Raw genomic sequence first — 21703 nt, 5'->3', positions numbered from 1 at the left:
ATAGAGGTTCGATGAAAACATACCTACTGCGATAGCTACAAGCGCCATAGTATAAAAACCGCTCTCAGTTTGCATGGTAATTGTTGATGAAACACCTTGCTTTTCTAAATGTGGAGCTACAATAGCTAAAAGCACGCCACTTTTAATTCCTACCCATGAAAATATCGCCATTAACCCTGAGGAGACAACTAATACGCCATGTTGCCCCCCCCTTGACTCCTGCCATTAAAATTCGAGCAATAGCCCCTAAAGAACCCAAAAAGAAAGGGATAACTAAGAGCACGATCGCATTAAATGCTTGGTTGATTAAGACAAAGGTTTCTTTGTCTATTTCATAGATGCCGGGGTTGCTCAATGAGGCAAAAATGAGTATTGAGAATGCAAACATGAATGTAAAAGCCAAGTACATACTTTTTCTGAAATCCCTTTGTCGAGCATCATATTCATCTCGATCAAAGTGAATGTGTTCAATTGCTGGTTTTGATGATTCTAGTTCCGTTTCTTTTTTTTGACTTTCGATATTTGGAATCTCAGTAACTTTGTTTTTTGTAGTCATAAATACTCATATTGATAATGGGCATGGCCCTAGCAGTGATTAGATAGAAGGCGGCACTAATCCGATAGTAGAGCCTTCCATATAACTTCGTTATGTCCTGATCGTTGCTACGAAAAATTAAATCAGACTACTACCAGTCTATCTCTGATGCTTGAATATATTCGTTTGACCTCCTTTTCTACTCCATCATATATTGCAGTGTAAAAAACAGTGTTGTAGGGCCGTAGGTTCGATTAGCGAAGCGTAATCGGACGTTCGAGATGTGTGCCGCTTGCTGCTGTATTAATATTCAATTTTACCTATTTAACCAAACCGATTTCACTTGTTGTATAGGTGCGGAAATTTGGCCTCTCCATACGATGGGCGAGGGGCTGGCTGCGAGATAACAACCCTCCTGACCTTGCCTAGGATAGAACAGAGATAATGAGTGAGCGGAGTTGCACCCATATTTTTAAAAGCGACTTTCAACCTTCCAATGTTTACCATTGTTTGATGGTTCGCCATTTTTAATACATCGAGTAACTTTGTTTTTTCCATTACCCATATCGAGTTCAAGCCAAGGTAATTTAGAGTTTTTAAATATGAAGTAGGCAGGCTCTTCTATCTTTATCTTTTGTGGCTTTTTAGGACTGCAAATTATGAAGTGAGGCCTTACATTTGGCCATGTGTTTTCGTTACCAAAAATAGCCTTAAATCGTTTGTTTTTGCTATCTAGCTGACCATTGCTAAAGTAGCTATCGCCTTTAGCCTCAATCATCACAATGTGGGTTATTTTATTTTCGTCTACAAAGGCAAGAAGAAAATCTATATCCTCTTGAGCACCTGATATTTGATAGTCAGTTTCAATTTCATTTTCCTCTATGAAATTGCGTTCTACGCGGCCCGTAGGGTTGTTTTGAGTCAGGTACAAGCTGGCATAGATCCAGTCAAGGTGGTAATCCATTGCAGCAAAGTATTTTCTGGGGATGGTGAGACCGATTAGATTTGATATCTTATCAAGCTGGTTGTCATCCATGCGAAATTCTGGGTTTCCCAGCATTTGGCCAATTAGGTAAAACCGCTCTTTGCGGTTAAATGATCTCAAGTTTGAAATTATGTCAACATCCATATAATCCACTGGGCACGAAGGTTAATTATTGTACATGAGATAGTGATAAGGCTAATGCCCCCATTTAATCGCCTTACTGTTTTTTTGTTAAAATGAAAAGGTTAATTATTTTTATGGGGGCTTTTACTTATATTAAAGCTGCAGTGATGCCCTTACCTCAAAGACTTCTTCACTAACACATTTAGCTCGCTTTCCTTTTCCACTTGGTTGTATGACAAATTGAAGCGACTTATTTAAAGGGACTGGCTGTTTTCTGTAGTCTCGACCAATTTTAAATGAGTCAGAAAATGCTGCGATGGAACTTGCGAAGTGATGAATCATGTTGTCTTTGTCTGCATAATCAGTTTCATCTAAATCGGTCATTCTGGATAATATCGCGCAGTCAATCAATGTTCCCTCCAGCCATAAAGAAGTAGAGGAATATCCCGCACACCATTTAAGATTAGTACCTTCTAAATAAGCTTCCATTGTGCTTGTGTTTTCGCCAACAAAACATGAACCTATCATCAACCCTGTGATATTGCATTCTTTTGAGCGTAAACCTACCTCCCAGATAAGGTCTGAAATTGATACATTGCCGACCTTTTTCTTGTAGCCATGAGCTGCAATATAGACCGTGGTATTAGTGAATTTTCTTTTGCACAGACAGTCCAAAGCTTTTAAAAAGCTACTTCTATCATAAAAGTTAGCATGATAAACCTCTGTGTCACCAGCAAGTTTACCAACACCTTCAACAAAAGGAAGAACGCTTGTTCTGTTAGAGTCACTATAATCAAGTTCCCATGGTGATTCTAGAATTAATATTGCACGATTAGAACTATGTCTTTTTGTCATCTTGTCACCTATTTGAAATTTAATATATGGTTCGTGTTTTATTGCCTTATTCGCTCTCTAAGATTAAGTTTGTTTCTCCTAGGCATGTTATTACCTGCGTAAGTATGACTACTCTGTATAAATCTATTTAAGATGCCAAATGGGTGGGTATCTAGGATTTTCCACATCATTACTTCGAATACACGAGGAGCGATTAACCTGTTGCAGAGAGATTTTTATTTGGCCACGTAAAGAAAAGTCACTCGCCAAGCCGCGCAGCGGCGGCGAAACCCCGTCGAGGACGGAGTCCTCGCGTCCTGCATGGCGAAGGCATGCCATTTAGGGAGATGATATTCCGCCATGCAAAGATGTTACCGAACCCCTAACCCTCTCCCGCAAGGGGAGAGGGGATGGTTACCGCGGACGATTACGCTTCGCTAATCGACCCTACAGGCTTATTGCACCCTGCGTCTCATCCCGTGGTGGGAGAGGCAACTCTCCCGCTGCTTGGTGACCCATCCACTGGAATGCTAGGATGCCCAACCGTCCTTTATCCAACCCTTATCAGTTATGGCAAACCGGCTCGTCGAGAGTAAAAACAGGATCACTCGGGCAGTACGCTGGCTCGCAACCCGTGGCGCCGCGCTCTTTGCAGAACTCTCGGAGTTTCAGCAGCGCATCTGGGTGGTCAGCATAGTGAACGACACCTACACGGATACCTTTATCGTCAATGAAGGCAGCTTCGAAGAGCCTATGCAGTGGATGCGGCGCAAACAGTACAACGCCGACATGCTGCAGCGGGTAGATGCCATGCAGCGATCCCAGGTAATCCAGTTCGAGCTGGGCGACATCTGCCATCGCCTGATGCGGGTCAAATAACGCTGAGCATGCTCAGTAGCGACGGGCGTTGGGCCAAACGGCATCAATAGCTGACCAGCCAGTGACCCATACCGCAGGATGCAACGAAGGAAGTGAATTGCACCTCTATTCGGCGCAGGTTTGCTTGTGGCAACAGGCTTTGTGGATTGCGCCATGAGCCTCACCCATATGGGGTAAAGATGGTGACCGCGGACGATTACGCTTCGCTAATCGACCCTACGCTAAAGTGGCTACCGCCCCTGACTCTCGCTACCAGATTGCGCCGTTGACCATTGATCTCGGAAAAGGGGCCAACAGACGCCCGTCGCCATATTACGGAGCCAGAGTGGTCTTATCTATGGTTTTAATGGGCTAACTATCAGAAAAGAGTGATTTTTTGCGCTGGCACAAACTTTTATTAACTGACGATTAGTTGATGACTATCTGGGTTTTGGGCGGCCGGTGGGACTGGGGGTGGATGGGGTGCCCCCAACGATACCTCGAGTCTGACGAAGGAGGCCCCTCAGACGCTCGAACTGCAGCGGTTATGGGCGGTAAGTGGAATGAGGTGGATGTCGCCATAGCGGGGCTCGATGTCGAACAGCTTATCGCCCGCCACCAGTTGTCCGCCGCGGCGCTGGTGCATGGCTAGCCGACTCTGGTGCGACTCTGGCAATAACCGCAAAGCGGGTCTCACTGATGAGCCGCGGATCACCTTGCTCTGCTTTCGGGCAAGACTTGGGCCGATAACATCCGCCCGCAGCCTGCAGCTTCCTCTCTCTTGGCCCTTGCCTCTTTCAAGGAAACCTCTGGATAGACAACTGGTACCAGCCCCTCTCCTTTCTACCGGGGCAGAACCTGAGGCGCCTGTACTTCCCCCGATAGGGAGGGCCTATTTCATCAGGCAGCCTCTGCTGCTGACCAGCGCCCCTTACTTGTGACCCCATGGAGTCGGATGGCGAAATGGAGGGATCTCCCGTTTCAATTGGGAGTAGATGACAAGTGCAGGGAGGATAATCCACCACCTCACAGCCAGGCATAGCAAACATATGGAGGGCTTTTTCCCCCCTGCCGGAACATGCGTCCCCTAATCACGGAGGAATATCACAAGGCCAGATTAGCCGACTAGATACAACAAAAAACCCGCAAAGCCTTTGGCTATGCGGGTTTTGGTATTTTTAAGGCTCTAATATGGTGCCGAGGCCGGAATCGAACCGGCACGACGCGAACGTCGAGGGATTTTAAATCAAAGAGCTTCGTTTGCATCTCATCGCATGAAATAGCAAGTAGATGGAGCGAGTAACACCGCAAGTTCGCAACAAATCGCACTCCGTCATAGAACATCGCATACCGCTTATCACAGAATTCGCAAAGATACGCCGCCGTGTTGGTCTTGCCCCCGATCTGATAATCTCTGAGCCTTCGCATTTGCAATCGTTTCAGTCGGAGTCCCCCATGGCAGCCTATTCCCCTCCCTTCACCCTGACCCACGCCATGTTGAGCCGGGTGGCGGAGATCGCAGAATTGGTGGGGCAATGGCGCTCGATGCAGAGCTCGCAAGTCCCCATGCTGCGCCGGGAAAACCGGATCCGCACCATCCAGGCATCCCTGGCTATCGAGCACAACACCCTGAGCCTGGATCAAGTCACGGCAGTGATCGACGGCAAACCTGTACTGGGATTGCCCCGTGAGATCCAGGAGGTGCGCAATGCGTTTGCCGCTTATGAAGCAATGTCGGCTTGGGCCCCTACCTCTTCTGCGGATTTGCTCAGGGCCCATGGACGTTTGATGCACGGGTTATGCGATGACGCAGGGCAATGGCGTAGCAGTGGGGTCGGCATCTATCGAGGTGAGCAATTAGTGCATATGGCTCCCCCCGCGACTCAGGTCCGCGTCTGATGGAACAACTGATGCAATGGTTGGCAGAAACAGAGGCCCATCCCTTGATCGCCTCTTGTGCCTTGCACTACGAGTTGGAGTTTATCCACCCCTTTTCAGATGGAAATGGTCGTATGGGACGCTTGTGGCAAACGCTGATCTTGAGCCGTTGGCAACCAGTGATGGCCTTCCTGCCGGTGGAAGCGATCATCAAAGAGCGCCAAGAGCACTACTACCACCAATTAAGTCAGGCCGACAGGCTGAGTGACTACACCGATTTTATTCTGTTTCTGCTAGAGGCGCTGCGAGATGCGTTGGCCGAAGCGATTACCGCACAGCCGACATCTCAGCCCACCCCGCCAGAAAAAGTGAGGGTAGAAATGAAGGTAGAAATGCGGGCAAAAACACCGGATGCAGTGTTGGCGATCTTAGCGAGCGAGCCTGCCCTGACCCTGACACAAGTAGCCGAGCGAATAGGCAAATCGACCAGCACGGTGGAGCGAGCAGCTGCCGCATTGGTTAAAGCGGGGCGATTGCGCTTTGTTGGTCCGCGCAAGGGTGGGCATTGGGAAGTGCTGTCATAGGACTGCTTGCTAAGGCCACCGAGTGAGTTGCTACAGCCGCCCAGCTTCCGGGTCGCATCAGTAAACATATAACCAGCCAAGTAAACCCAAGCGCAACGAACCCCATTTGCGCACAAAGGAGGCGCAGTAACTCTCTGTTTTATCTCACTAACACCACAAGGTGTAAGATATCCATTGGGGATAATCAGATACTGTGATACTTACCCCACATCCCAATGGATAGACTCCTATAGGTCAGCTAACCTGACCTCACCACATTCCCCAAAAGACGCATGAAATGGAACTCTCGTCGCTCGCGGTATCTGTTCTGGCAACTTCTGGCTTGTTCTTGGGCCCGATATTCTTATCAGTTGGGATCATCTTGCTAATAAGAAAGAGGCTTCGCTCACATAGGGTCAGCCCGTTGACCGCCGACCTGCTCAGGCCAGCGGGTCACACCCTGCAACAGCAAATCCAAGACCTACAGATAGACCTCTTTTCCCAAATGCTATTCACGCCATTGACCATGATGATGATCGGGTTCTACCTCTTGTTACAGAGCTACATCGATAAGAAGGCTATGAGCACGACTGTGATGCTGACTTCTGGGGTAGTCATGCTGGGTCTCTTTATCTATGGCACAACCAAAACTTACAAAATGGCCAACAAGGTTCAACACCTCAAGCTGGGTTACTCCTGTGAACTGGCAGTGGGTCAGGAGCTGGACCAAATCGTTAGGCCCCAACAGCCCCCCTATCGGGTTTACCACGATATCCCGTTTGATGGATTCAACATCGACCATTTGATCATCTGCCCTAACGGGGTCTTTGTCATCGAGACTAAGGGTCGCTCCAAACCCATCAACAATGGAGAAAAACAGTTCAAGGTTCGGGTCGAAAATGATGCGCTTCACTTCCCAAACCATGTTGAAAAAGCGCCGCTCGAACAGGTCCGCCGTAACGTCACCACTGTGCGTAACTGGCTCAACAGTGCAACTGGGACCGAAGTCCCGGTAGGTGGCGTTCTGGTTCTACCTGGCTGGTTTGTAGATTTACGCCAGAAGATCACCTTCCCCTACATCGTCAGTGCCGCTGCACTCCCCAAGCAACTCCCCCAATTTAGGGCAGGCTCACTAGAACTGGCTCAGATTCGGGCCATAGCGCACCAAGTAGAGCAAAAAGTACGGGACGTCGCCAAGGCAGGCTAACAAGACTGTATTGCCGACTGATTTTGCATCAGTCGGCAAAAGTCCCCCTCCCTTGAATTCCCCTCGGTTTGAGGCTTTTGGGGTATAGGGGAACACAGGGGGGATTCGCAGCGATGAATTTGAAGCTACCCATTGCGGGTAAAAAGCCAGCGGCGCTATTGTACTAATTCTTTTTTTGCACAAGGAGTGTGCTCGATGTCTATCTCGCCCATGGATCTCGCTACTTATTACGGTGTCGATGACATTCCTGCAGCCCTATCGATAGGCGATAACCTCCATAGTTTGCTCGTAGCCATATTCAGGAATGAACCTCTGAATCCGCCCCGCTGTGACATTCTAGCCAACTATGACCTTAACGCCTTGAGAGGCTTTATCAACGGCGATATGACTCTCCCTGAGTTCAGACGCCAATCTGCGGTAGAACAGGAGCAGCGCCGTTCTAAATCTCTTTACTTTAAGGGCCGAAAGATTGTGCATCGCTACCAACCTTCAATCACGAAGCCATTGGCTGCTCAGCCAGACGACAAAGCTAATATAGAGAAGACCAGACAAAATCCCACTTGGGATTACCTGCAGAAATTTCGGATCAAAAATGGTCTGGCCGATGGCCAGAATTCTGTGTCCCTCCCCCCGCATGAACTGGCCAGACAATTCTGGGTGGATGATATCACCAGTGCGATCACGGGCGGTGCCAGGTTGCACAGCCTCCTTGTCGCGGCAGGACAAGGCACGACGATATCAGCAGCTAACAGACAATTTCTCTTGAACAGAGGGTTGAATGCCTTGCTGTGCTTCTTGACCGGTGAACTATCCCAAGAGCAGTTCGGCCAAAAAGGAAAAGCGGAACAGGAGCAACGAAACGAGCTTGCGCAACAGAAACAACGCGAGATCGCCGCTCAGAAGGCCGCAGATGAAGAACGTTATAAAGCCGAGCAGAAAGCCCGCAGTGTGCGACTTGAGGCTGAGCGGATTCAGCGTGAGAGTGACCCCAAGTACATCGCACGGATGAAGAACCAAGCACTCAGGGAGAAGTATGGTGTAGCTGGATATGTCGAATCACATCACCTCAAACAGCTCATGGCAATCCTTCTCAAGCTGGATGCAGGTACACGGCTGCTGGAGACTGAAACCATCTGGCTCAAGAGCAATGGCCGTGAGTACGAGACAAAGGAGATTCTGCATACCTACAACCGACTTGAAGCGGATCACTGGTTAGCGGAGTACCACAACAGCAAGAACCCATGGAGTGCAGTCAATGCCAGCGGACACTTGCGTAAATGCGCAGCATCGAATGAGGCGATTGCGCTGCTGAGTGCCATCCCAGCCAAGAGGCAGGGTCAGCCAAAGCTGAAATCAGCCATTCTCACCACGCATGGTGGTGCGATGCGTGACCGTGGCGAACATACTGCAGCATTGAACATGGGTGCCGAAGCTCACCACCTTCAACCCAACAACTTTCGCCCCTGCACACTTCTTGGTGCAGTCTGTATCGAACTTGGCAACATTAGTGAGGGACATGAGTGGTATTGCAAGGCGGAAGCCAGAGGCGCTGGTCGTGACAGTATTATGTCGGATGTCAGGTCGCTTCTTACCCGGATGACAGCCGATAAGCGTGAAGCAGTTATCGCAGAGCTGTTACGCATTCATCCCGAACAGTATCGATGGCTAACTAAGTGGCGTCAGGCAAAGGCATAATTGACATTATTGCTAGCAAACTGAAAGTGAATCGCTACCCGTTACTGAGAATGGAAAGGGATGTAACTAGGCTGTGTTCTTAAAGTGATGAATATATAATCTCAAATATTCTCAACAGCTTAAGACCTATGCAGTGTCCCGTCGTTACCCGTTGACCGATGCACAATGGGGGCTTATCGAGCCCCTTTTTCGATGCTGCCGCATAAGCGGACGCCCTACTCGTGAGCCACGCCAAGTGCTTGATGGCATTCTTTGGATACTTCACACCGGCGCACCTTGGCGAGATCTACCAGAACGTTTCGGCCCATGGAGCTCGGTCTATAACATCTTTCGACGTTGGCTGAGTACCGGTCGTATCGATGCCATCCTTGCTGCGCTGCAACTGCATCTCAATGAAGAAGGGCTTATCGACTTCGACCTGTGGTGCATTGACGGCTCCAATGTCAGGGCATCCAAAGATGCTGCCGGAGCGCGTAAAAAAACACTCCGGTGAATCAAGCTCTTGGTCGCTCTCGTGGTGGTTTTGGCAGCAAAATTCACTTGGTCACTGATGGTAATGGTTTACCGCTGGGGTTCTGCCTTTCGCCGGGGCAATCAGCGGAAATCAGATATGCGACAAGTGCGTTGGCCATGGCAAGGATCCCGACTTCATCAGGCCGTTATCGCACTCGGCCAACTCATCTTGCCGCAGATAAGGCCTATAGCAGCAGGGCTCTGCGGGCAGAACTCCGGCGCAGAAAGATAAAAGCGGTTATCCCGCAACGCAGCGACCAGCAATGGCACCATAAGGGGCGCCCACTGGTGTTAGACAAAGCTCGTTATCGTAGGAGAAATGTGGTCGAACGGTGCTTCGGATGGCTGAAGAAGTTTCGCCGATTCTCAACGAGGTATGAAAAGCTGGCGGGAAGTTTTGCTGCTTTTATCAAGCTGGCTTTCTGCCTTCGTTACTTACGGGAACTATTGGTGGACAGAAAACCAGCATTTTGAGAACGCAGCTTAACCACTCAATGCTCGACATACTGACTTTCTGTGTCAGATAGCCGAAAAAACCAGCGAGAACGACTAGCGACATGATAATCACCAGTCGCTGCTTGCCAGCTTTAGAGGAGAGATTGGGCTCGGGGATATTCTTAGATAACATCAGCTTTCCCCCCGCATAAAGCATGAAAGGAGCGGCAAGCAAGCCAATGAAGATTGCAAACCATCCTCGCCAATCATTCATTCTGAATGGGTCATCTGGTGTCTGTGCTAACAGAACCGTGAATTCAGCACCAAATACCATGGCCATCCAGAGACTCGCACAGCCAAAGAGGAACACAACCAAACCACTGGCCCGCATTTACCATGAAACCTTTACCGTCATTCGAACTTCGCCTTAGCCGCTTGCAGTCTAAAAACACAGCCATTTAACCAAGACTGAATCAAACCTATTACCTGTAGACTTATCAGCGACGATAGATGTCACATTCTGACAAAAATCAGACACATCGGTCTAGGGAGACATTTGCAGCCATGTTATGTTGAATGTATTTTATTCGTGTCGATGAGGAATTCAGATGGCAAAAAGCGCTGCAAAAGTTGGGGATATTGGAACAGATCATGACGGCTTCTATCCAACAGCCATTACTGCTGGCTCTCCTGATGTATTCATAGATGGAATTCCCGCTGCACGTGTTGGTGATCCGCTGGCTCCCCATGACAAGCCAAATAACCCACCCCATCCCAGGAAGATCGCGTCAGGTTCTTCCACTGTTTTTATAAATGGAATGCCTGCCGCACTCACTGGCGGAGCAGTTGACTGTGGTGGGGTGATCATTGGCTCAGGCACCGTCGTCATCGGAGACCAAGCACCTGCTGCACGTTCTGCAAGAGCGGCCCCAGTGCAGCAACCGGTACAACCGGTAGAGATCCAAGCACAGAATGCTTATTGGCCTCCATATGACTTCGCTCAAGGTAAAACTCTAGAGGTTGTGTACACAACAGCACCAACTGATATTGCAGTACTCTCCTTTGAAGAGGCCAAAGAACTTCTTCAAACGCTTTATTCTGAATCCGGTGGTAAGGACACTGTTGGTACAACAAAAAGTTATCATGACTTAATCGATGGTGTTAAGACTGCCGCGCAGACAGCCAAAGGATTAGGTGGATTTGGCGTAATATCTTATACCAAGAACATCAAGGGCATTGATTATGTAATAATCAAGAACTATCGACGCCATGCCCAAACCTTAATGAAAGGGAACAAATGGAAAGCAAGTAATCCACGAGTTGTTCAAATCGGTATCGGCTTGAATGATGTAAAAGGTGCCGCTCGATGGATCAAAATAAATGCAGGGGTGGAAATTGCCTTTGCTGTCGGGGTCAATGCTGCTGATTACGTCTTACGTGATGAAGCAACTTTAGCTGAGTTCATTGGTAACAGCTCTAGCGACATAATCAAAGGCATGACGACACTTGTTACCATGTCTCTAGTCGTTGCGACATTACCAGTATCAGGGATTTTAGTAACTGGTGCACTCTTTGCATTCGGTTCCTTCTTTATGGGACGTGAGCTTGATGCATTAGATGAGCGTTATGGATTCTCAGATGAGATCGGCAACTCGCTTAAAAGGTTGGTTGAATGATTCATATCATTAGAGCCATTATTGCGGTTGCATTTATCTGGTTCGGACTTGAACAAGTATCAGAGGATTTGTACGCAACGTTATCCAATGTTGCTCTGTCATTTAGAGTTAGTGGCATTGCCAACATTTGGGCGTCTTACTGCGCGCCATTAATTGGTATTGTATTGATTGTTCATGTGTTAATGTCATTGGCAAGAAATGGTAATTCAGACAAATTTTTTCAACGAGGAGCTCTAATTGTCATCTTCGTAATTTCACCAATCTTAACCTTTGGAACCAAGATTATATTAAGTATAAAGTCTGAAAATTACGTGGAGTGCCAGGAGCTAAAACGGGTTTCTCGTTGGAATTCTTATCAAATTTATGCCATATCAGATAATGAATGCCAATTAATAAATAAAAAAATGAATGCAGAATGAAAAAAAGCCATCGTAATACTGGCTTTTTTAGGCTGTAAAACCACACTGAAAAGCATTCAAAAACAAATCAAGGAGGTACTTGAGTGAATTACGTTAGAATACTTTTCTTTGGGGCAATCGCGTTCGGGAGTACCTTTTTCGGTTGGAACGTAATCCAGAAAGCTTTTGGTGAACAGCATGACGTCTACGTCATAGCTGGAATATTAAATTACTGGGCTATTTTTTCCTGTATGGCATCTAGCCTAATAATAATATTGTATTGCTCTGTGGAAATTGTCACTGGGAAATCTCTATCAGTATTTCTAAAAAATGGAATAATAATAAGTTGCTTGCTCATCTCACCACTAATTTCATTTTCTTTGAAAGAATTAACATTACATCGAATAAACGATTATGTGCAATGTGATACCTTGAGCAAGGTAACCTCTAGATTTACAAGCAAAACCTATGCGGTGACCACTGAACAATGCAGGAAGATAGCCGCAGAGAACTAGTACACAAGAAAATGAAGAAAGCCCCATCAAATGGGGCTTTCTTCTATCTGACTGACGGCACCAAAGCATGCCGCATGTATGAGCACCATCAGGCAGGCGCTCATCCGCTCCCGCCTGCGGGCTTCACCAGGAAAATTTTTTGCAAAAGTGGATTACCGCAAAACCATATGCACAGACCGCACCAGATAAAGGATCCGCAGAGCGTTGAGGATCTGCAAAGAAGGATCTTTTTTGCAGGGTTTTACAGTTTGAAGTCGCTCTGAATAGCTGCAGCAAGAAAGTAACCAATTGAATAATTTGGAGTATTAGTGATTTTCGTGGGGTTTTGAGCTGTAGGGGAGGATCTGATTTGCTGTAGGAGAAAAGCCAAAAGGCATTTGGTTTCAACTGGTTAGTTGCAATGAGGGATGATCTGATAACTGAAATTTTGATAGAAGCTGATCAGTCTTGATGTCCTCCCCCTCCCATGGTCGTGGAGTCTGTTCGTCCAAATGATGCAGACTCGCACAACCCCCAAAATATTGTTACAGTGCCAGCCCTCATAAAACTCAACAACCAATATGCGTCCTTAACAGGGAGAAAGTGATAGTGATAACAAAATCACTCGCGTGGAAAGTGAGTGCAGCAATATCCACGCTGTTGTTACAAGGGCTTAGTTTTGGCGCATGGGCTGACGGAGAACAAGTTTGCTCTTCAGAACAACTAGCAGCTATTAAGGCAAGCACGCCTTCAGACACCGAACTGACTGCCAGCGCATGTAAGACGTTACCAAACCAGCCAGAAGTGACATTGACCTCCTACATTTTCCCAGATAGCGCAGATCGCCATGATGACATGTCTCTACCCACGAGTGTCTGGCGAGTAGAACTCATTTCCCAAGGGAAAGTACAACAGCGGTTTGAGGAGCCTATTGAAGAAGATGCCAGCATCAGAATTGGAAGCTCCAGTATATGGCTCGACACAGCTCCTTACCTACTGGCCAAAGGAGAACGGGCCTTTGGCGTAAGATTGGATATCGGCGATGGCCCCTCCTGTGCAGACGGTTTTAGATCCAGATTCTTACATCTATTCAGACAACATAATGGAACCATTCAACGCGTAATGAACGGCGCCCCTATGCTGCACACTTACATCCGAAAAGGCGTGCCCTGCTCACCAGAGGAAATTGATTTAGAACGAGGAATATCCTACATCCAAGTCCTGCCAGGGATATCTAACGGGCTGCACGATCTGAGAGTAGTAACCAAAGCGAAAACAGAGACAATAGAGCAGGACGGCACCTTTCAAACCACCAGTAAGAGAACATTGAGCACCACACTGCGCTTCAATGGCCATGAATACCCGGTTGGAGAATGGAATAACTTACCGAGCAAGGAGTGGTGGAAGTAATCGGCCATACCCTACCCCACACGGTAAATTCCTCGGCTATATACAGACCCAATAAAAGCCTGCCTTCAGCAGGCTTTGTTGTTATGAGGGTGTGGACTCAACACAATCGCTGTCGCCACTTTGGCGCCATTTAGGCAAAAGAAAAGGCCACTATTTCTAGTGGCCTTTCGTAACCCTTTGATTTTAATGGTGCCCGAGGCCGGAATCGAACCGGCACGACGCGAACGTCGAGGGATTTTAAATCCCTTGTGTCTACCGATTTCACCACTCGGGCACCGCAATCGGTATCAAGCTCGCGTGGCGGGCTTGTCAATATGGAGGCACGTTCCGGAGTCGAACCGGACTAAACGGATTTGCAATCCGCTGCATAACCGCTTTGCTAACGCGCCATGCAAAAGAGAGTTGGCTCTCGATTGTCTGAATTTGGAGCGGGAAACGAGACTCGAACTCGCGACCCCGACCTTGGCAAGGTCGTGCTCTACCAACTGAGCTATTCCCGCATTGGTCTGGCTGACTGCCTGACTACGAGGACGCATTCTAGCGATGTTCCTCGCCCAGTCAACCAGAAATATTTAATTACCTGATCGTTCGGGCATTTTTTGCCCTTTTTGGACAGTTTTAGCGCCTTTGGCCGTTTCCTGCCTCAAATCAGCGGAAACCTCACCTTGCGGCGCAAGTGACTCACAGGTTGGCGTGGTGGGTCAAATCGCCCCAGGCCGCCTTCATGTACTGGAACATCGACCAGAAGGTGAGCACGGTGGCGACATAGAGCATCACATAGGCGAGCCACACCATCCAGACGTTGTATTGCCAGATAAGACCGGTGAGCGACACCATCTGGATCATGGTCTTCCACTTGCCAATCCAGCTGACCGCCACCGAGGAGCGTTTGCCGAGCTCGGCCATCCATTCGCGCAGGGCGGAGATGATGATCTCGCGGCCAATCATGGTCATGGCGGGGATGGTCACCCAGATGGTGTTGTAGTGTTCGACAATGACCACCAGTGCAGCGGCAACCATGATCTTGTCGGCAACGGGGTCAAGGAAGGCGCCAAAGGCGGTGGACTGATTGAGCTTGCGGGCCAGATAGCCATCAAACCAGTCGGTGGCAGCGGCCAGAATAAAGATGATGGCAGCAGCCAGATAGGACCATTGATAAGGCAGATAGAACAGGATGACGAAGACGGGAATGAGCAAAATCCGGAAAAACGTCAACAGGTTAGGTATATTTGTCATTATTTTCAGCCACTTCTTGTACGTCGCTACATAGTGCGCCAAAGCCGATTTGCGATGCAACCGCACTGGCGCCCGTCTTGGTCTTTTTAATCCATCAATCTTCTCAAAATGCGATGGCCATTATGGCATTTACGCCCCCCCCGCGTCACGGCTCTTGTGCATCAAGGAGTTAGCGATTGTGCCATGCTGCTAACCCTGCTCAGGCGCTGTGCAAGCCATCGTGGATGGTCTGGGCCAGCTCCTGACTGATGCCGGGTACCTTGGCCAGTTCATCCACGCTCGCCTTTTTGACCTCCTGCAGACCGCCCAGATATTTGAGCAGCGCCTGCCGTCGCTTTGGCCCCACCCCCGGAATATCCTCCAGACTGCTGCTGGTGCGGGCCTTGGCCCGTCTGGCCCGGTGGCCGGTAATGGCAAAACGGTGAGATTCATCGCGAATATGCTGAATAAGGTGCAAAGCGGGCATATCTGCCGGTAAATGCAACTCTTCGTGACTCTCCCCCATGATGAGAGTTTCCAACCCGGCCTTGCGGGTGACCCCCTTGGCAATCCCCACCAGCAGCGGGTATTTGCCGCCGAGGAACTCCAGCTGACGAGCCAGGATCTCTTCGGCCCGGCGCAACTGGCCGAGGCCGCCGTCGATAAATAGCACGTCCGGCACCTTGTCCGGCTCCTGCTGCTTGCCAAAGCGGCGCTCCAGCGCCTGCTCCATCGCTGCGTAGTCATCACCACCGGTGATGCCGTCGATGTTGAAACGACGATATTCCGATGAGAGCGGCCCCTCCCGGTTGAACACCACGCAAGAGGCCACGGTGCGCTCCCCCATGGTGTGGGAGATATCGAAACACTCCATGCGGGCGATGGGACGCTCCAGCTCCAGCAGCTCTTCCAGCTGGTCGTAGCGGGCGGTGATAGTGCTCTTGTGAGCCAGCCGCGATCGCAGCGCCGTCTCGGCATTGATGGAGGCAAGCTTGATAAAGCGGGCCCGTTCGGCGCGGGTTCGGCTCACCACCCGCACCTTGTAGCCTGCGGTCTGGCTCAGGGTCTCGGCGATGACGCTCTCATCCTCCAACGCCACATCGAGCAGCACCTCACTGGGGATCTGCCGCCCCCCCTGCCCCGACAGATAGAACTGCAGCAGGAAGGATTGCACCACCTCGTCGAGCGGGGTGTCAGCCGGCACTTTCGGGAAGTAGCTGCGCGAGCCCAGCACCTTGCCCTGACGGATAAAGAGCACGTGGATGCAGGCAGCGCCTTGCTGGAAGGCGACCCCCACCACATCGAGCTCGTCCAGCACGTTGCCGCTCACCGACTGCTGCTCGGTGACCCGGCGCAGCGCCAGGATCTGATCCCGATAGCGGGCTGCCTCTTCAAAGCGCAGATCGCCGCTGGCGGACTCCATCTTGCCCACCAGCTCGCCTATTACCTGCTGGTTCTTGCCCGCCAGAAACAGCTTGGCCAGCTCCACCTGCTGGGCATATTCGGCTTCGCTCACCAACCCGGGTACGCAAGGGCCAGCGCAACGCTTGAGCTGATAGAGCAGACAGGGACGGGTGCGGTTGGCATAGACCGCATCCTCGCACTGGCGTACCGGAAATATTTTCTGCATCAGGTGTAAGCTCTCACGCACCGCGCCGCCAGAGGGGTACGGGCCGAAGTACTCCCCCTTCACCTTGCGGGCGCCGCGATGGACGCCGATGCGCGGATGCTGGTGCGCGGTGATGATGATCCAGGGGTAGGATTTGTCGTCTCGCAGCAATACGTTGTAGCGGGGCTGGTACTGCTTGATGAGGTTGTGCTCGAGGATCAGCGCCTCGGTCTCGGTGTGGGTAACGGTGACCTGAATATCGGCGATCTGTCGCACCAGGGTGCGGGTCTTGATGCTGTCGACGTTGGTGCGAAAGTAGGAAGCGAGCCGCTTTTTCAAATCCTTGGCCTTGCCCACATAGATCACGGTGCCACCGCTGTCATACATGCGGTAGACGCCACTTTGATGGGTGACGGCGCTCAGAAACGCCTTGCTGTCGAAGAGATGTTCGGGAGAGAGGGTCATCAGCTACTCGGCTCACACAAAGGCAAAAATTGACGGGCAGAGCATACTGCCCCCGCCGCCTGAAAAGCAAAGGGGCAGAAAAGCAAAAAGGCGGCACGCGCCGCCTTTGTGACCACACGCCACCCGATTAGAGGGTATCGGCATCCAGCATGCCATAGCGAATGGCCAGATGGGTCAGTTCCACGTCACCGTTAATCCCCAGTTTGCTGAAGAGACGATAGCGGTAGCTGTTGACCGTCTTCGGGCTCAGGTTGAGCTGCTCGGAGATATCAGTCACCTTCTGCCCCTTGGTGATCATCATCATGATCTGCAGCTCGCGCTCGGAGAGGGACTTGAAGGGATTCTCGTCAGCGGAGGCAAACTGGCTGAGGGCCATCTGCTGGGCAATCTCCGGGGAGATGTAGCGCTGACCGGAGTGCACCAGCCGGATCGCCTGGATCATCTCGTCAGGAGCAGCCCCCTTGGTCAGGTAACCGGCGGCGCCAGCCTGCATCACCTTGGTGGGGAACGGATTTTCTGAATGAATGGTCAGCACTATGATGCGCACATCGGGGCGGATCCGCAGAATTTTGCGGGTCGCTTCCAGACCACCAATACCCGGCATGTTCATGTCCATCAGGATCACGTCCGGATGGTGTTGGCGACAGAAAGTGACTGCGGTCTCGCCGCTCTGTGCCTCACCCACCACCTTGATCCCGCGCACATCTTCAAGAATGCGTCTTATCCCTGTACGCACCAGCTCATGATCATCGACCAGGAATACATTTATCACCCAAACACCCCGTGTTATCTCGTTTTAGCCGCCCGGTTAGGGTTAACAGGGCGTCTTGCATCATAACCAAACTCGTCGCTTTGGCAAACCATGCACACCAAAAGTTTGAGAAAACCCATGTTTAGCGTTTAAAATCAAATAATTATATAAATTTTCAAAACAAAAACGGTGCCTTGCGACACCGTTTTTCATGACGTTAGTGCTGTGGCCATCACTTGGCCAAAAAGGCGCGCACCTTCTCCAGATCGGCCTGGGTATCCACCCCGACCGGCGGCGCTTCAAGGGCCTGGGCGACGTGGATCTTCTCCCCGTACCAGAGCACCCGCAGCTGCTCCAGTGCCTCGACCTGCTCCAGCACGCTCGGTGCCCAGTCTACGTAACGCTGGATAAAGCCGGCGCGATAGGCATAGATACCGATATGACGCTGGTAGTGGTCACCAATCTGCTCATGGCTCTTGGCAAAGCGATCCCGATCCCACGGGATGCTGGCGCGACTGAAGTAGAGGGCATAGCCATCCTTGTCAGTCACCACCTTGACCGCATTGGGATTGAACGCCTCTTCAGCATCCTTGATCGGCACCGACAAGGTCGCCATCGGCGCCGTGGCGGCGGCCAGATTGTCCGCCACCTGACGAATGATGGCGGGCGGAATGAGCGGCTCATCCCCCTGCACATTGACGATGATGGTATCGGCGGCGAAGCCGTAGTGACGGCACACCTCTGCCAGACGCTCGGTGCCGGACTGGTGATCCGGTGAGGTCATGCACACCTCGACGCCGGTGCTCAGCAGTGCCTGCTGCACCCGCTCGTCATCGGTGGCAACGATCACCCGATCGGCACCTGATTGCAGAGCTTTCTCCACCACATGCTGCACCATGGGCTTGCCATGGATATCCGCCAGCGGCTTGCCCGGCAGACGAGTTGACGCATAGCGGGCAGGAATGACGACGACGAAACTCATGACGGCAGCTCATCGCTGTTGAGAGGACGGGCACGGTTCTCCAGTAGTACCGGGATCCCCTCTTCCAGCGGATAGGCCAGCTTGTCGAAGCGGCAGACCAACTCATGAACTGCTTTGTTGTAATGCAGCTTACCCTTGCAGACCGGGCAGGCGATGATGTCGAGCAACTTGATGTCCAAAGCCAAAACGATACTCCTTCAACGATGTCGCGCTGGCGGCTTCATCACGCCAGCGATGGATGTCGAGCAACCAGCTATTCCATACGGGGCATATCAACCCCCAGCTCCCCCGCCGAGGCGAGAGAGATTAATCTTGCGCCCTGGCCGCGCCCTTTGCCTTCGCCCCCAGCTTGTGCAGCAGGGTGTCGAGCAGGGAGGCGGGCAACTCGGCGCTGACCGGTAGATACCACCAGTTATCGAGGGCAAACGGGCGGCACTTGACCGCATCCTTCTCGGTCATCAGCAGCGGCTTGCTGGCAAAGCGCCCAACCAACTCATCCCGATCGAAGGGGTGATGATCGCCGTAGGCGGCCTGCTGCTCCAGCTGGTAGCCGAGCCCTTCCAGGGTGGCAAAGAAGCGGGGCGGATGACCGATCCCCGCCAACGCATCGACCGGCCCCGACAAGGGGGCGGCAAGCGGTGCATCGTCGCGCACCCGGCGCGGAGTGTCGGCGATCAGTTGCATGGGGTACTCCCCCTTGCCCGGTTCACCGCCGTTGCAGATGATGGCGTCCACCCGTTTGAGACGAGTGACCGGCTCGCGCAGCGGCCCCATCGGCAGCAGGCAGGCATTGCCGAAACGGCGCGCTCCGTCCACCACCACCAGCTCGATGTCGCGGGCCAACGCATAGTGCTGCAGACCATCGTCGGTGATGATGATATCCACTTCACCGCTCTGCTCCAGCAGTCGTACCGCGTCGGCCCGTTTTGGGGCAACCACCACGGGGCAGCCGCAGCGCCGGGCAATCAGCACCGGCTCATCACCTGCTTGCGCCGTGGTGCTGGTTTCATCCAGCCGATAGGGGTAATGGGGCGCCTTGCCGCCATAACCACGGCTCACCACCCCGGGGCGATAGCCGCGGGCTTGCAACTGTTCCACCAGCCAGACCACCACCGGCGTCTTGCCGTTGCCGCCCACCGAGATATTGCCCACCACGATCACCGGCAAGGAGGCGCGATACCCCCTGCGCCAGCCATGACGATAGGCGTAGCGGCGGCTGCCGCTGATAACGGCGAACAGCAGGGCAAAGGGGGCCAGCAACCAGCGCCAGCCACTTTTGCGATACCAGAGCCGTTCCAGCATCAGGCCTTGCTTCCCGCGTTGCCAAACTGAATGGCGCGCAGTTGGGCATAGGTGCCGCGCTGCTCCATCAGTGCTGCGTGGTTCCCGCGCTCGACGATATGGCCTTCGTCGATCACCAGGATCTCGTCCGCCTTCTCGATGGTGGAGAGACGGTGGGCGATCACCAGCGAGGTACGCGCCTTGCAAAGCTCGTCGATAGCCGCCTGAATGTGGCGCTCGGACTCGGTATCGAGGGCCGAGGTGGCCTCATCCAGCAGCAGAACCGGCGCATCGCGCAGCAGGGCGCGGGCGATGGCCACACGCTGGCGCTGACCACCGGAGAGGGATGCACCGTTCTCGCCAACCACAGTGTCATACCCGTTGCTCATCTTGCTGACGAACTCGTCGGCATGAGCGATACGGGCGGCCTGCACGATCTGGTCGCGGCTGTATTTGTCTTCTGCCGCGTAGGCGATGTTGTTGGCCACCGAGTCGTTGAACAGGTGGACATGCTGGGAGACCAACGCGTACTGCTTGCGCAGCTCGCTCAACTTGTATTCGCGGATGTTGATGCCGTCCAGCAGGATCTCGCCCTGATCGATGTCGTAGAAGCGGGTCAGCAGGCTGGCAATGGTACTCTTGCCAGAGCCGGAACGGCCCACCAGCGCCACCGACTTACCCGCCTCCACCTTGAAGCTGACGTTGTGCAGCGCCGGGGTGTCCTTGGTCGGGTAGGTGAAGGTGACGTTGCGAAACTCGATCTCGCCACGGGCGCGCTCCAGAGTGCGGGTGCCGGTATCCTGCTCCGGCTCGCTGTCGAGCAGGCCAAACAGGCTGTGGCAGGCAGTGATGGCCCGCTGGAACTGGTTGTTGACGTCGGTCAGGCTTTTCAGCGGCTTGAGCAGCATCATCATGGAGGTGATCATGACGGTAAACGTACCGGCAGTCAGCTCGCTGCGCACACTGTCGATGGTAGCTACATAGAGGAAGGCAGCCAGCGCGATGGAGGCCACCATCTGCACCACCGGGCTGCCGATGGCATCGGCAGCGACCATCTTCATGGTTTGCTGGCGCATGTTGTTGCTGACCTGGAAGAAGCGTTTCTCTTCCACCTTCTGGCCACCAAACATCAGCACCTCTTTGTGCCCTTTGAGCATCTGCTCGGTGGAGGTGGTGATATCCCCTACCGCCTGCTGGATGTGACGGCTGATCTGGCGGAAACGGCGGCTGATAAGGCCGATGATGATGCCCACCAGCGGGCCAACCACCAAAAAGATCACTGACAGCTGCCAGGAGTGCCAGAACATCAGGCCGAGCAGGCCGACCACGGTCGCCCCTTCCCGCACCAGGGTCACCAGCGTGGTGCTCGCCGCCGAGGAGACCTGACTGGCGTCATAGGTCACCTTGGAGAGCAGATGACCGGTGTTCTGACGGTCAAAGAAGCTCATCGGCATCGCCACCATGTGATTGAACACCTGCTGTTGCAGACGCATCACGACGTGGTTGCCGACCCAGGCCATGCAGTAGTTGGAGAGAAAGTTGGCGACACCGCGCAGGGCCACGATGCCGAGGACGAAGAAAGGCATCCATTTCAAAACGGTGCTGTCGTTGCCATTAATGCCCTGATCGATCAGCGGCTTGATGGAGTAGACAAAGGTGGTATCCACGGCGGCGTAGCCCAGCATCCCTATGATGCCACCGACCAGGCCCAGCTTGCGATCACGGACATAACCGAGCAGGCGTTTGAATACTGGCCAGCTCTCTTGTGAGGTTTCTTGTTGCATGAATAGCCGTTA

At 52.1% G+C, this 21703-nt stretch carries 20 protein-coding genes and 3 tRNA genes; 9 read left to right on the top strand and 14 right to left on the bottom strand.

The genetic code is table 11. The annotated features are described in order from the left end of the window. Positions 1-142: 142 nt before the first annotated feature. The 3 genes from I6L35_RS13945 to I6L35_RS13935 form a co-directional block, all read right to left on the bottom strand. Entirely contained in the window at positions 143-556 is a 414-nt protein-coding gene (locus I6L35_RS13945) for a hypothetical protein (protein ID WP_216978482.1), read from the bottom strand. A gap of 451 nt (positions 557-1007) precedes the next feature. Next, entirely contained in the window at positions 1008-1571 is a 564-nt protein-coding gene (locus I6L35_RS13940) for a hypothetical protein (RefSeq protein WP_254204461.1), read from the bottom strand. 225 nt (positions 1572-1796) lie between these two features. Then, positions 1797-2498: a hypothetical protein gene (locus tag I6L35_RS13935; RefSeq protein WP_216978480.1), complete on the bottom strand. Its 702-nt coding sequence runs from the start codon at positions 2496-2498 to the stop codon at positions 1797-1799. 549 nt (positions 2499-3047) lie between these two features. Here I6L35_RS13935 and I6L35_RS13930 point away from each other — a divergent pair. The 6 genes from I6L35_RS13930 (at position 3048) to I6L35_RS13910 (ending at position 9665) form a co-directional block, all read left to right on the top strand. Continuing rightward, positions 3048-3356, top strand: coding sequence for a hypothetical protein (locus I6L35_RS13930; protein WP_216978479.1), 309 nt, complete (start codon positions 3048-3050; stop codon positions 3354-3356). Between the two features lie 1434 nt (positions 3357-4790). After that, a complete protein-coding gene (locus tag I6L35_RS21140) occupies positions 4791-5234 on the top strand; it encodes a Fic family protein (protein ID WP_254204460.1) in 444 nt (147 codons plus the stop codon). Then, positions 5234-5797 (top strand): Fic family protein, encoded by a 564-nt coding sequence (locus tag I6L35_RS21135; RefSeq protein ID WP_254204458.1) that lies wholly within the window; start codon positions 5234-5236, stop codon positions 5795-5797. The genes I6L35_RS21140 and I6L35_RS21135 overlap by 1 nt, the downstream gene beginning before the upstream one ends. Positions 5798-6200: 403 nt before the next feature. Then, entirely contained in the window at positions 6201-6983 is a 783-nt protein-coding gene (locus tag I6L35_RS13920) for a nuclease-related domain-containing protein (RefSeq protein ID WP_254204456.1), read from the top strand. A 195-nt stretch (positions 6984-7178) separates the two neighbouring features. Continuing rightward, complete coding sequence (locus I6L35_RS13915) at positions 7179-8678, top strand: hypothetical protein (protein WP_254204454.1); 1500 nt, start codon at positions 7179-7181, stop codon at positions 8676-8678. A 133-nt stretch (positions 8679-8811) separates the two neighbouring features. Further along, positions 8812-9665 (top strand): IS5 family transposase gene (locus I6L35_RS13910; RefSeq protein ID WP_216978477.1). Its coding sequence is split into 2 segments (ribosomal slippage): positions 8812-9154 and positions 9154-9665, totalling 855 coding nucleotides; the frame shifts between segments, so codons are not numbered across the junction. Here the strand turns inward: I6L35_RS13910 and I6L35_RS13905 are convergent. After that, positions 9601-9966 (bottom strand): hypothetical protein, encoded by a 366-nt coding sequence (locus tag I6L35_RS13905; protein ID WP_216980338.1) that lies wholly within the window; start codon positions 9964-9966, stop codon positions 9601-9603. The two genes, I6L35_RS13910 and I6L35_RS13905, sit on opposite strands and share 65 nt — an antisense overlap. Before the next feature lie 268 nt (positions 9967-10234). On the opposite strand from I6L35_RS13905, the gene I6L35_RS21130 reads away from it, so the two are divergent. From I6L35_RS21130 to I6L35_RS13890, 3 genes are all read left to right on the top strand, one after another. Next, the gene (locus tag I6L35_RS21130) at positions 10235-11302 is read left to right on the top strand and encodes a type VI secretion system PAAR protein (protein WP_254204453.1); all 1068 of its coding nucleotides are present in this window, start codon (positions 10235-10237) and stop codon (positions 11300-11302) included. Continuing rightward, positions 11299-11721: a hypothetical protein gene (locus tag I6L35_RS13895; RefSeq protein WP_216978476.1), complete on the top strand. Its 423-nt coding sequence runs from the start codon at positions 11299-11301 to the stop codon at positions 11719-11721. Before I6L35_RS21130 ends, I6L35_RS13895 begins: the two co-directional genes overlap by 4 nt. A gap of 1082 nt (positions 11722-12803) precedes the next feature. After that, positions 12804-13604, top strand: a complete 801-nt coding sequence (locus tag I6L35_RS13890; protein WP_216978475.1) for a hypothetical protein — start codon at positions 12804-12806, stop codon at positions 13602-13604. A 187-nt stretch (positions 13605-13791) separates the two neighbouring features. On the opposite strand, the gene I6L35_RS13885 is transcribed toward I6L35_RS13890, so the two are convergent. From I6L35_RS13885 to msbA, 10 genes are all read right to left on the bottom strand, one after another. Beyond that, positions 13792-13878, bottom strand: a tRNA-Leu gene (locus I6L35_RS13885). Between the two features lie 41 nt (positions 13879-13919). Next, positions 13920-13993 (bottom strand) — tRNA-Cys (locus tag I6L35_RS13880). A gap of 35 nt (positions 13994-14028) precedes the next feature. After that, a tRNA-Gly gene (locus tag I6L35_RS13875) sits at positions 14029-14104 on the bottom strand. Positions 14105-14285: 181 nt separating this feature from the next. Further along, on the bottom strand, positions 14286-14840 hold the full coding sequence (gene pgsA, locus I6L35_RS13870; protein WP_031227442.1) for a CDP-diacylglycerol--glycerol-3-phosphate 3-phosphatidyltransferase: 555 nt from the start codon (positions 14838-14840) through the stop codon (positions 14286-14288). A 199-nt stretch (positions 14841-15039) separates the two neighbouring features. Beyond that, positions 15040-16893: an excinuclease ABC subunit UvrC gene (gene uvrC / locus I6L35_RS13865; RefSeq protein ID WP_100653499.1), complete on the bottom strand. Its 1854-nt coding sequence runs from the start codon at positions 16891-16893 to the stop codon at positions 15040-15042. A 127-nt stretch (positions 16894-17020) separates the two neighbouring features. After that, positions 17021-17665, bottom strand: coding sequence for a UvrY/SirA/GacA family response regulator transcription factor (gene uvrY / locus I6L35_RS13860; protein ID WP_005337448.1), 645 nt, complete (start codon positions 17663-17665; stop codon positions 17021-17023). 211 nt (positions 17666-17876) lie between these two features. Beyond that, entirely contained in the window at positions 17877-18626 is a 750-nt protein-coding gene (kdsB, locus tag I6L35_RS13855; RefSeq protein ID WP_201906360.1) for a 3-deoxy-manno-octulosonate cytidylyltransferase, read from the bottom strand. Next, positions 18623-18811 carry a Trm112 family protein gene (locus I6L35_RS13850; RefSeq protein WP_005347033.1) on the bottom strand — a complete coding sequence of 63 codons (189 nt, stop codon included), beginning with the start codon at positions 18809-18811 and terminating at the stop codon, positions 18623-18625. Before I6L35_RS13850 ends, kdsB begins: the two co-directional genes overlap by 4 nt. 121 nt (positions 18812-18932) lie before the next feature. Next, positions 18933-19928 (bottom strand): tetraacyldisaccharide 4'-kinase, encoded by a 996-nt coding sequence (gene lpxK / locus I6L35_RS13845; RefSeq protein WP_216978474.1) that lies wholly within the window; start codon positions 19926-19928, stop codon positions 18933-18935. After that, positions 19928-21691 (bottom strand): lipid A ABC transporter ATP-binding protein/permease MsbA, encoded by a 1764-nt coding sequence (msbA, locus tag I6L35_RS13840; RefSeq protein WP_216978473.1) that lies wholly within the window; start codon positions 21689-21691, stop codon positions 19928-19930. Before msbA ends, lpxK begins: the two co-directional genes overlap by 1 nt. Positions 21692-21703: the final 12 nt, after the last annotated feature.

The sequence above is a fragment of the Aeromonas sp. FDAARGOS 1405 genome, assembly GCF_019048265.1.
Taxonomy (GTDB): domain Bacteria; phylum Pseudomonadota; class Gammaproteobacteria; order Enterobacterales; family Aeromonadaceae; genus Aeromonas; species Aeromonas veronii_A.
This window is presented reverse-complemented; position numbering and strand designations above follow the sequence as displayed.

What these genes read in the sequence shown, in the direction of transcription:
- I6L35_RS13945 (WP_216978482.1), bottom strand. Translation starts at nt 556, where the DNA reads ATGACTACAAAAAACAAAGTTACTGAGATTCCAAATATCGAAAGTCAA.
- I6L35_RS13940 (WP_254204461.1), bottom strand. Translation starts at nt 1,571, where the DNA reads ATGGATGACAACCAGCTTGATAAGATATCAAATCTAATCGGTCTCACC.
- I6L35_RS13935 (WP_216978480.1), bottom strand. Translation starts at nt 2,498, where the DNA reads ATGACAAAAAGACATAGTTCTAATCGTGCAATATTAATTCTAGAATCA.
- I6L35_RS13930 (WP_216978479.1), top strand. Translation starts at nt 3,048, where the DNA reads ATGGCAAACCGGCTCGTCGAGAGTAAAAACAGGATCACTCGGGCAGTA.
- I6L35_RS21140 (WP_254204460.1), top strand. Translation starts at nt 4,791, where the DNA reads ATGGCAGCCTATTCCCCTCCCTTCACCCTGACCCACGCCATGTTGAGC.
- I6L35_RS21135 (WP_254204458.1), top strand. Translation starts at nt 5,234, where the DNA reads ATGGAACAACTGATGCAATGGTTGGCAGAAACAGAGGCCCATCCCTTG.
- I6L35_RS13915 (WP_254204454.1), top strand. Translation starts at nt 7,179, where the DNA reads ATGTCTATCTCGCCCATGGATCTCGCTACTTATTACGGTGTCGATGAC.
- I6L35_RS13905 (WP_216980338.1), bottom strand. Translation starts at nt 9,966, where the DNA reads ATGGCCATGGTATTTGGTGCTGAATTCACGGTTCTGTTAGCACAGACA.
- I6L35_RS21130 (WP_254204453.1), top strand. Translation starts at nt 10,235, where the DNA reads ATGGCAAAAAGCGCTGCAAAAGTTGGGGATATTGGAACAGATCATGAC.
- I6L35_RS13895 (WP_216978476.1), top strand. Translation starts at nt 11,299, where the DNA reads ATGATTCATATCATTAGAGCCATTATTGCGGTTGCATTTATCTGGTTC.
- pgsA (WP_031227442.1), bottom strand. Translation starts at nt 14,840, where the DNA reads ATGACAAATATACCTAACCTGTTGACGTTTTTCCGGATTTTGCTCATT.
- uvrC (WP_100653499.1), bottom strand. Translation starts at nt 16,893, where the DNA reads ATGACCCTCTCTCCCGAACATCTCTTCGACAGCAAGGCGTTTCTGAGC.
- kdsB (WP_201906360.1), bottom strand. Translation starts at nt 18,626, where the DNA reads ATGAGTTTCGTCGTCGTCATTCCTGCCCGCTATGCGTCAACTCGTCTG.
- lpxK (WP_216978474.1), bottom strand. Translation starts at nt 19,928, where the DNA reads ATGCTGGAACGGCTCTGGTATCGCAAAAGTGGCTGGCGCTGGTTGCTG.
- msbA (WP_216978473.1), bottom strand. Translation starts at nt 21,691, where the DNA reads ATGCAACAAGAAACCTCACAAGAGAGCTGGCCAGTATTCAAACGCCTG.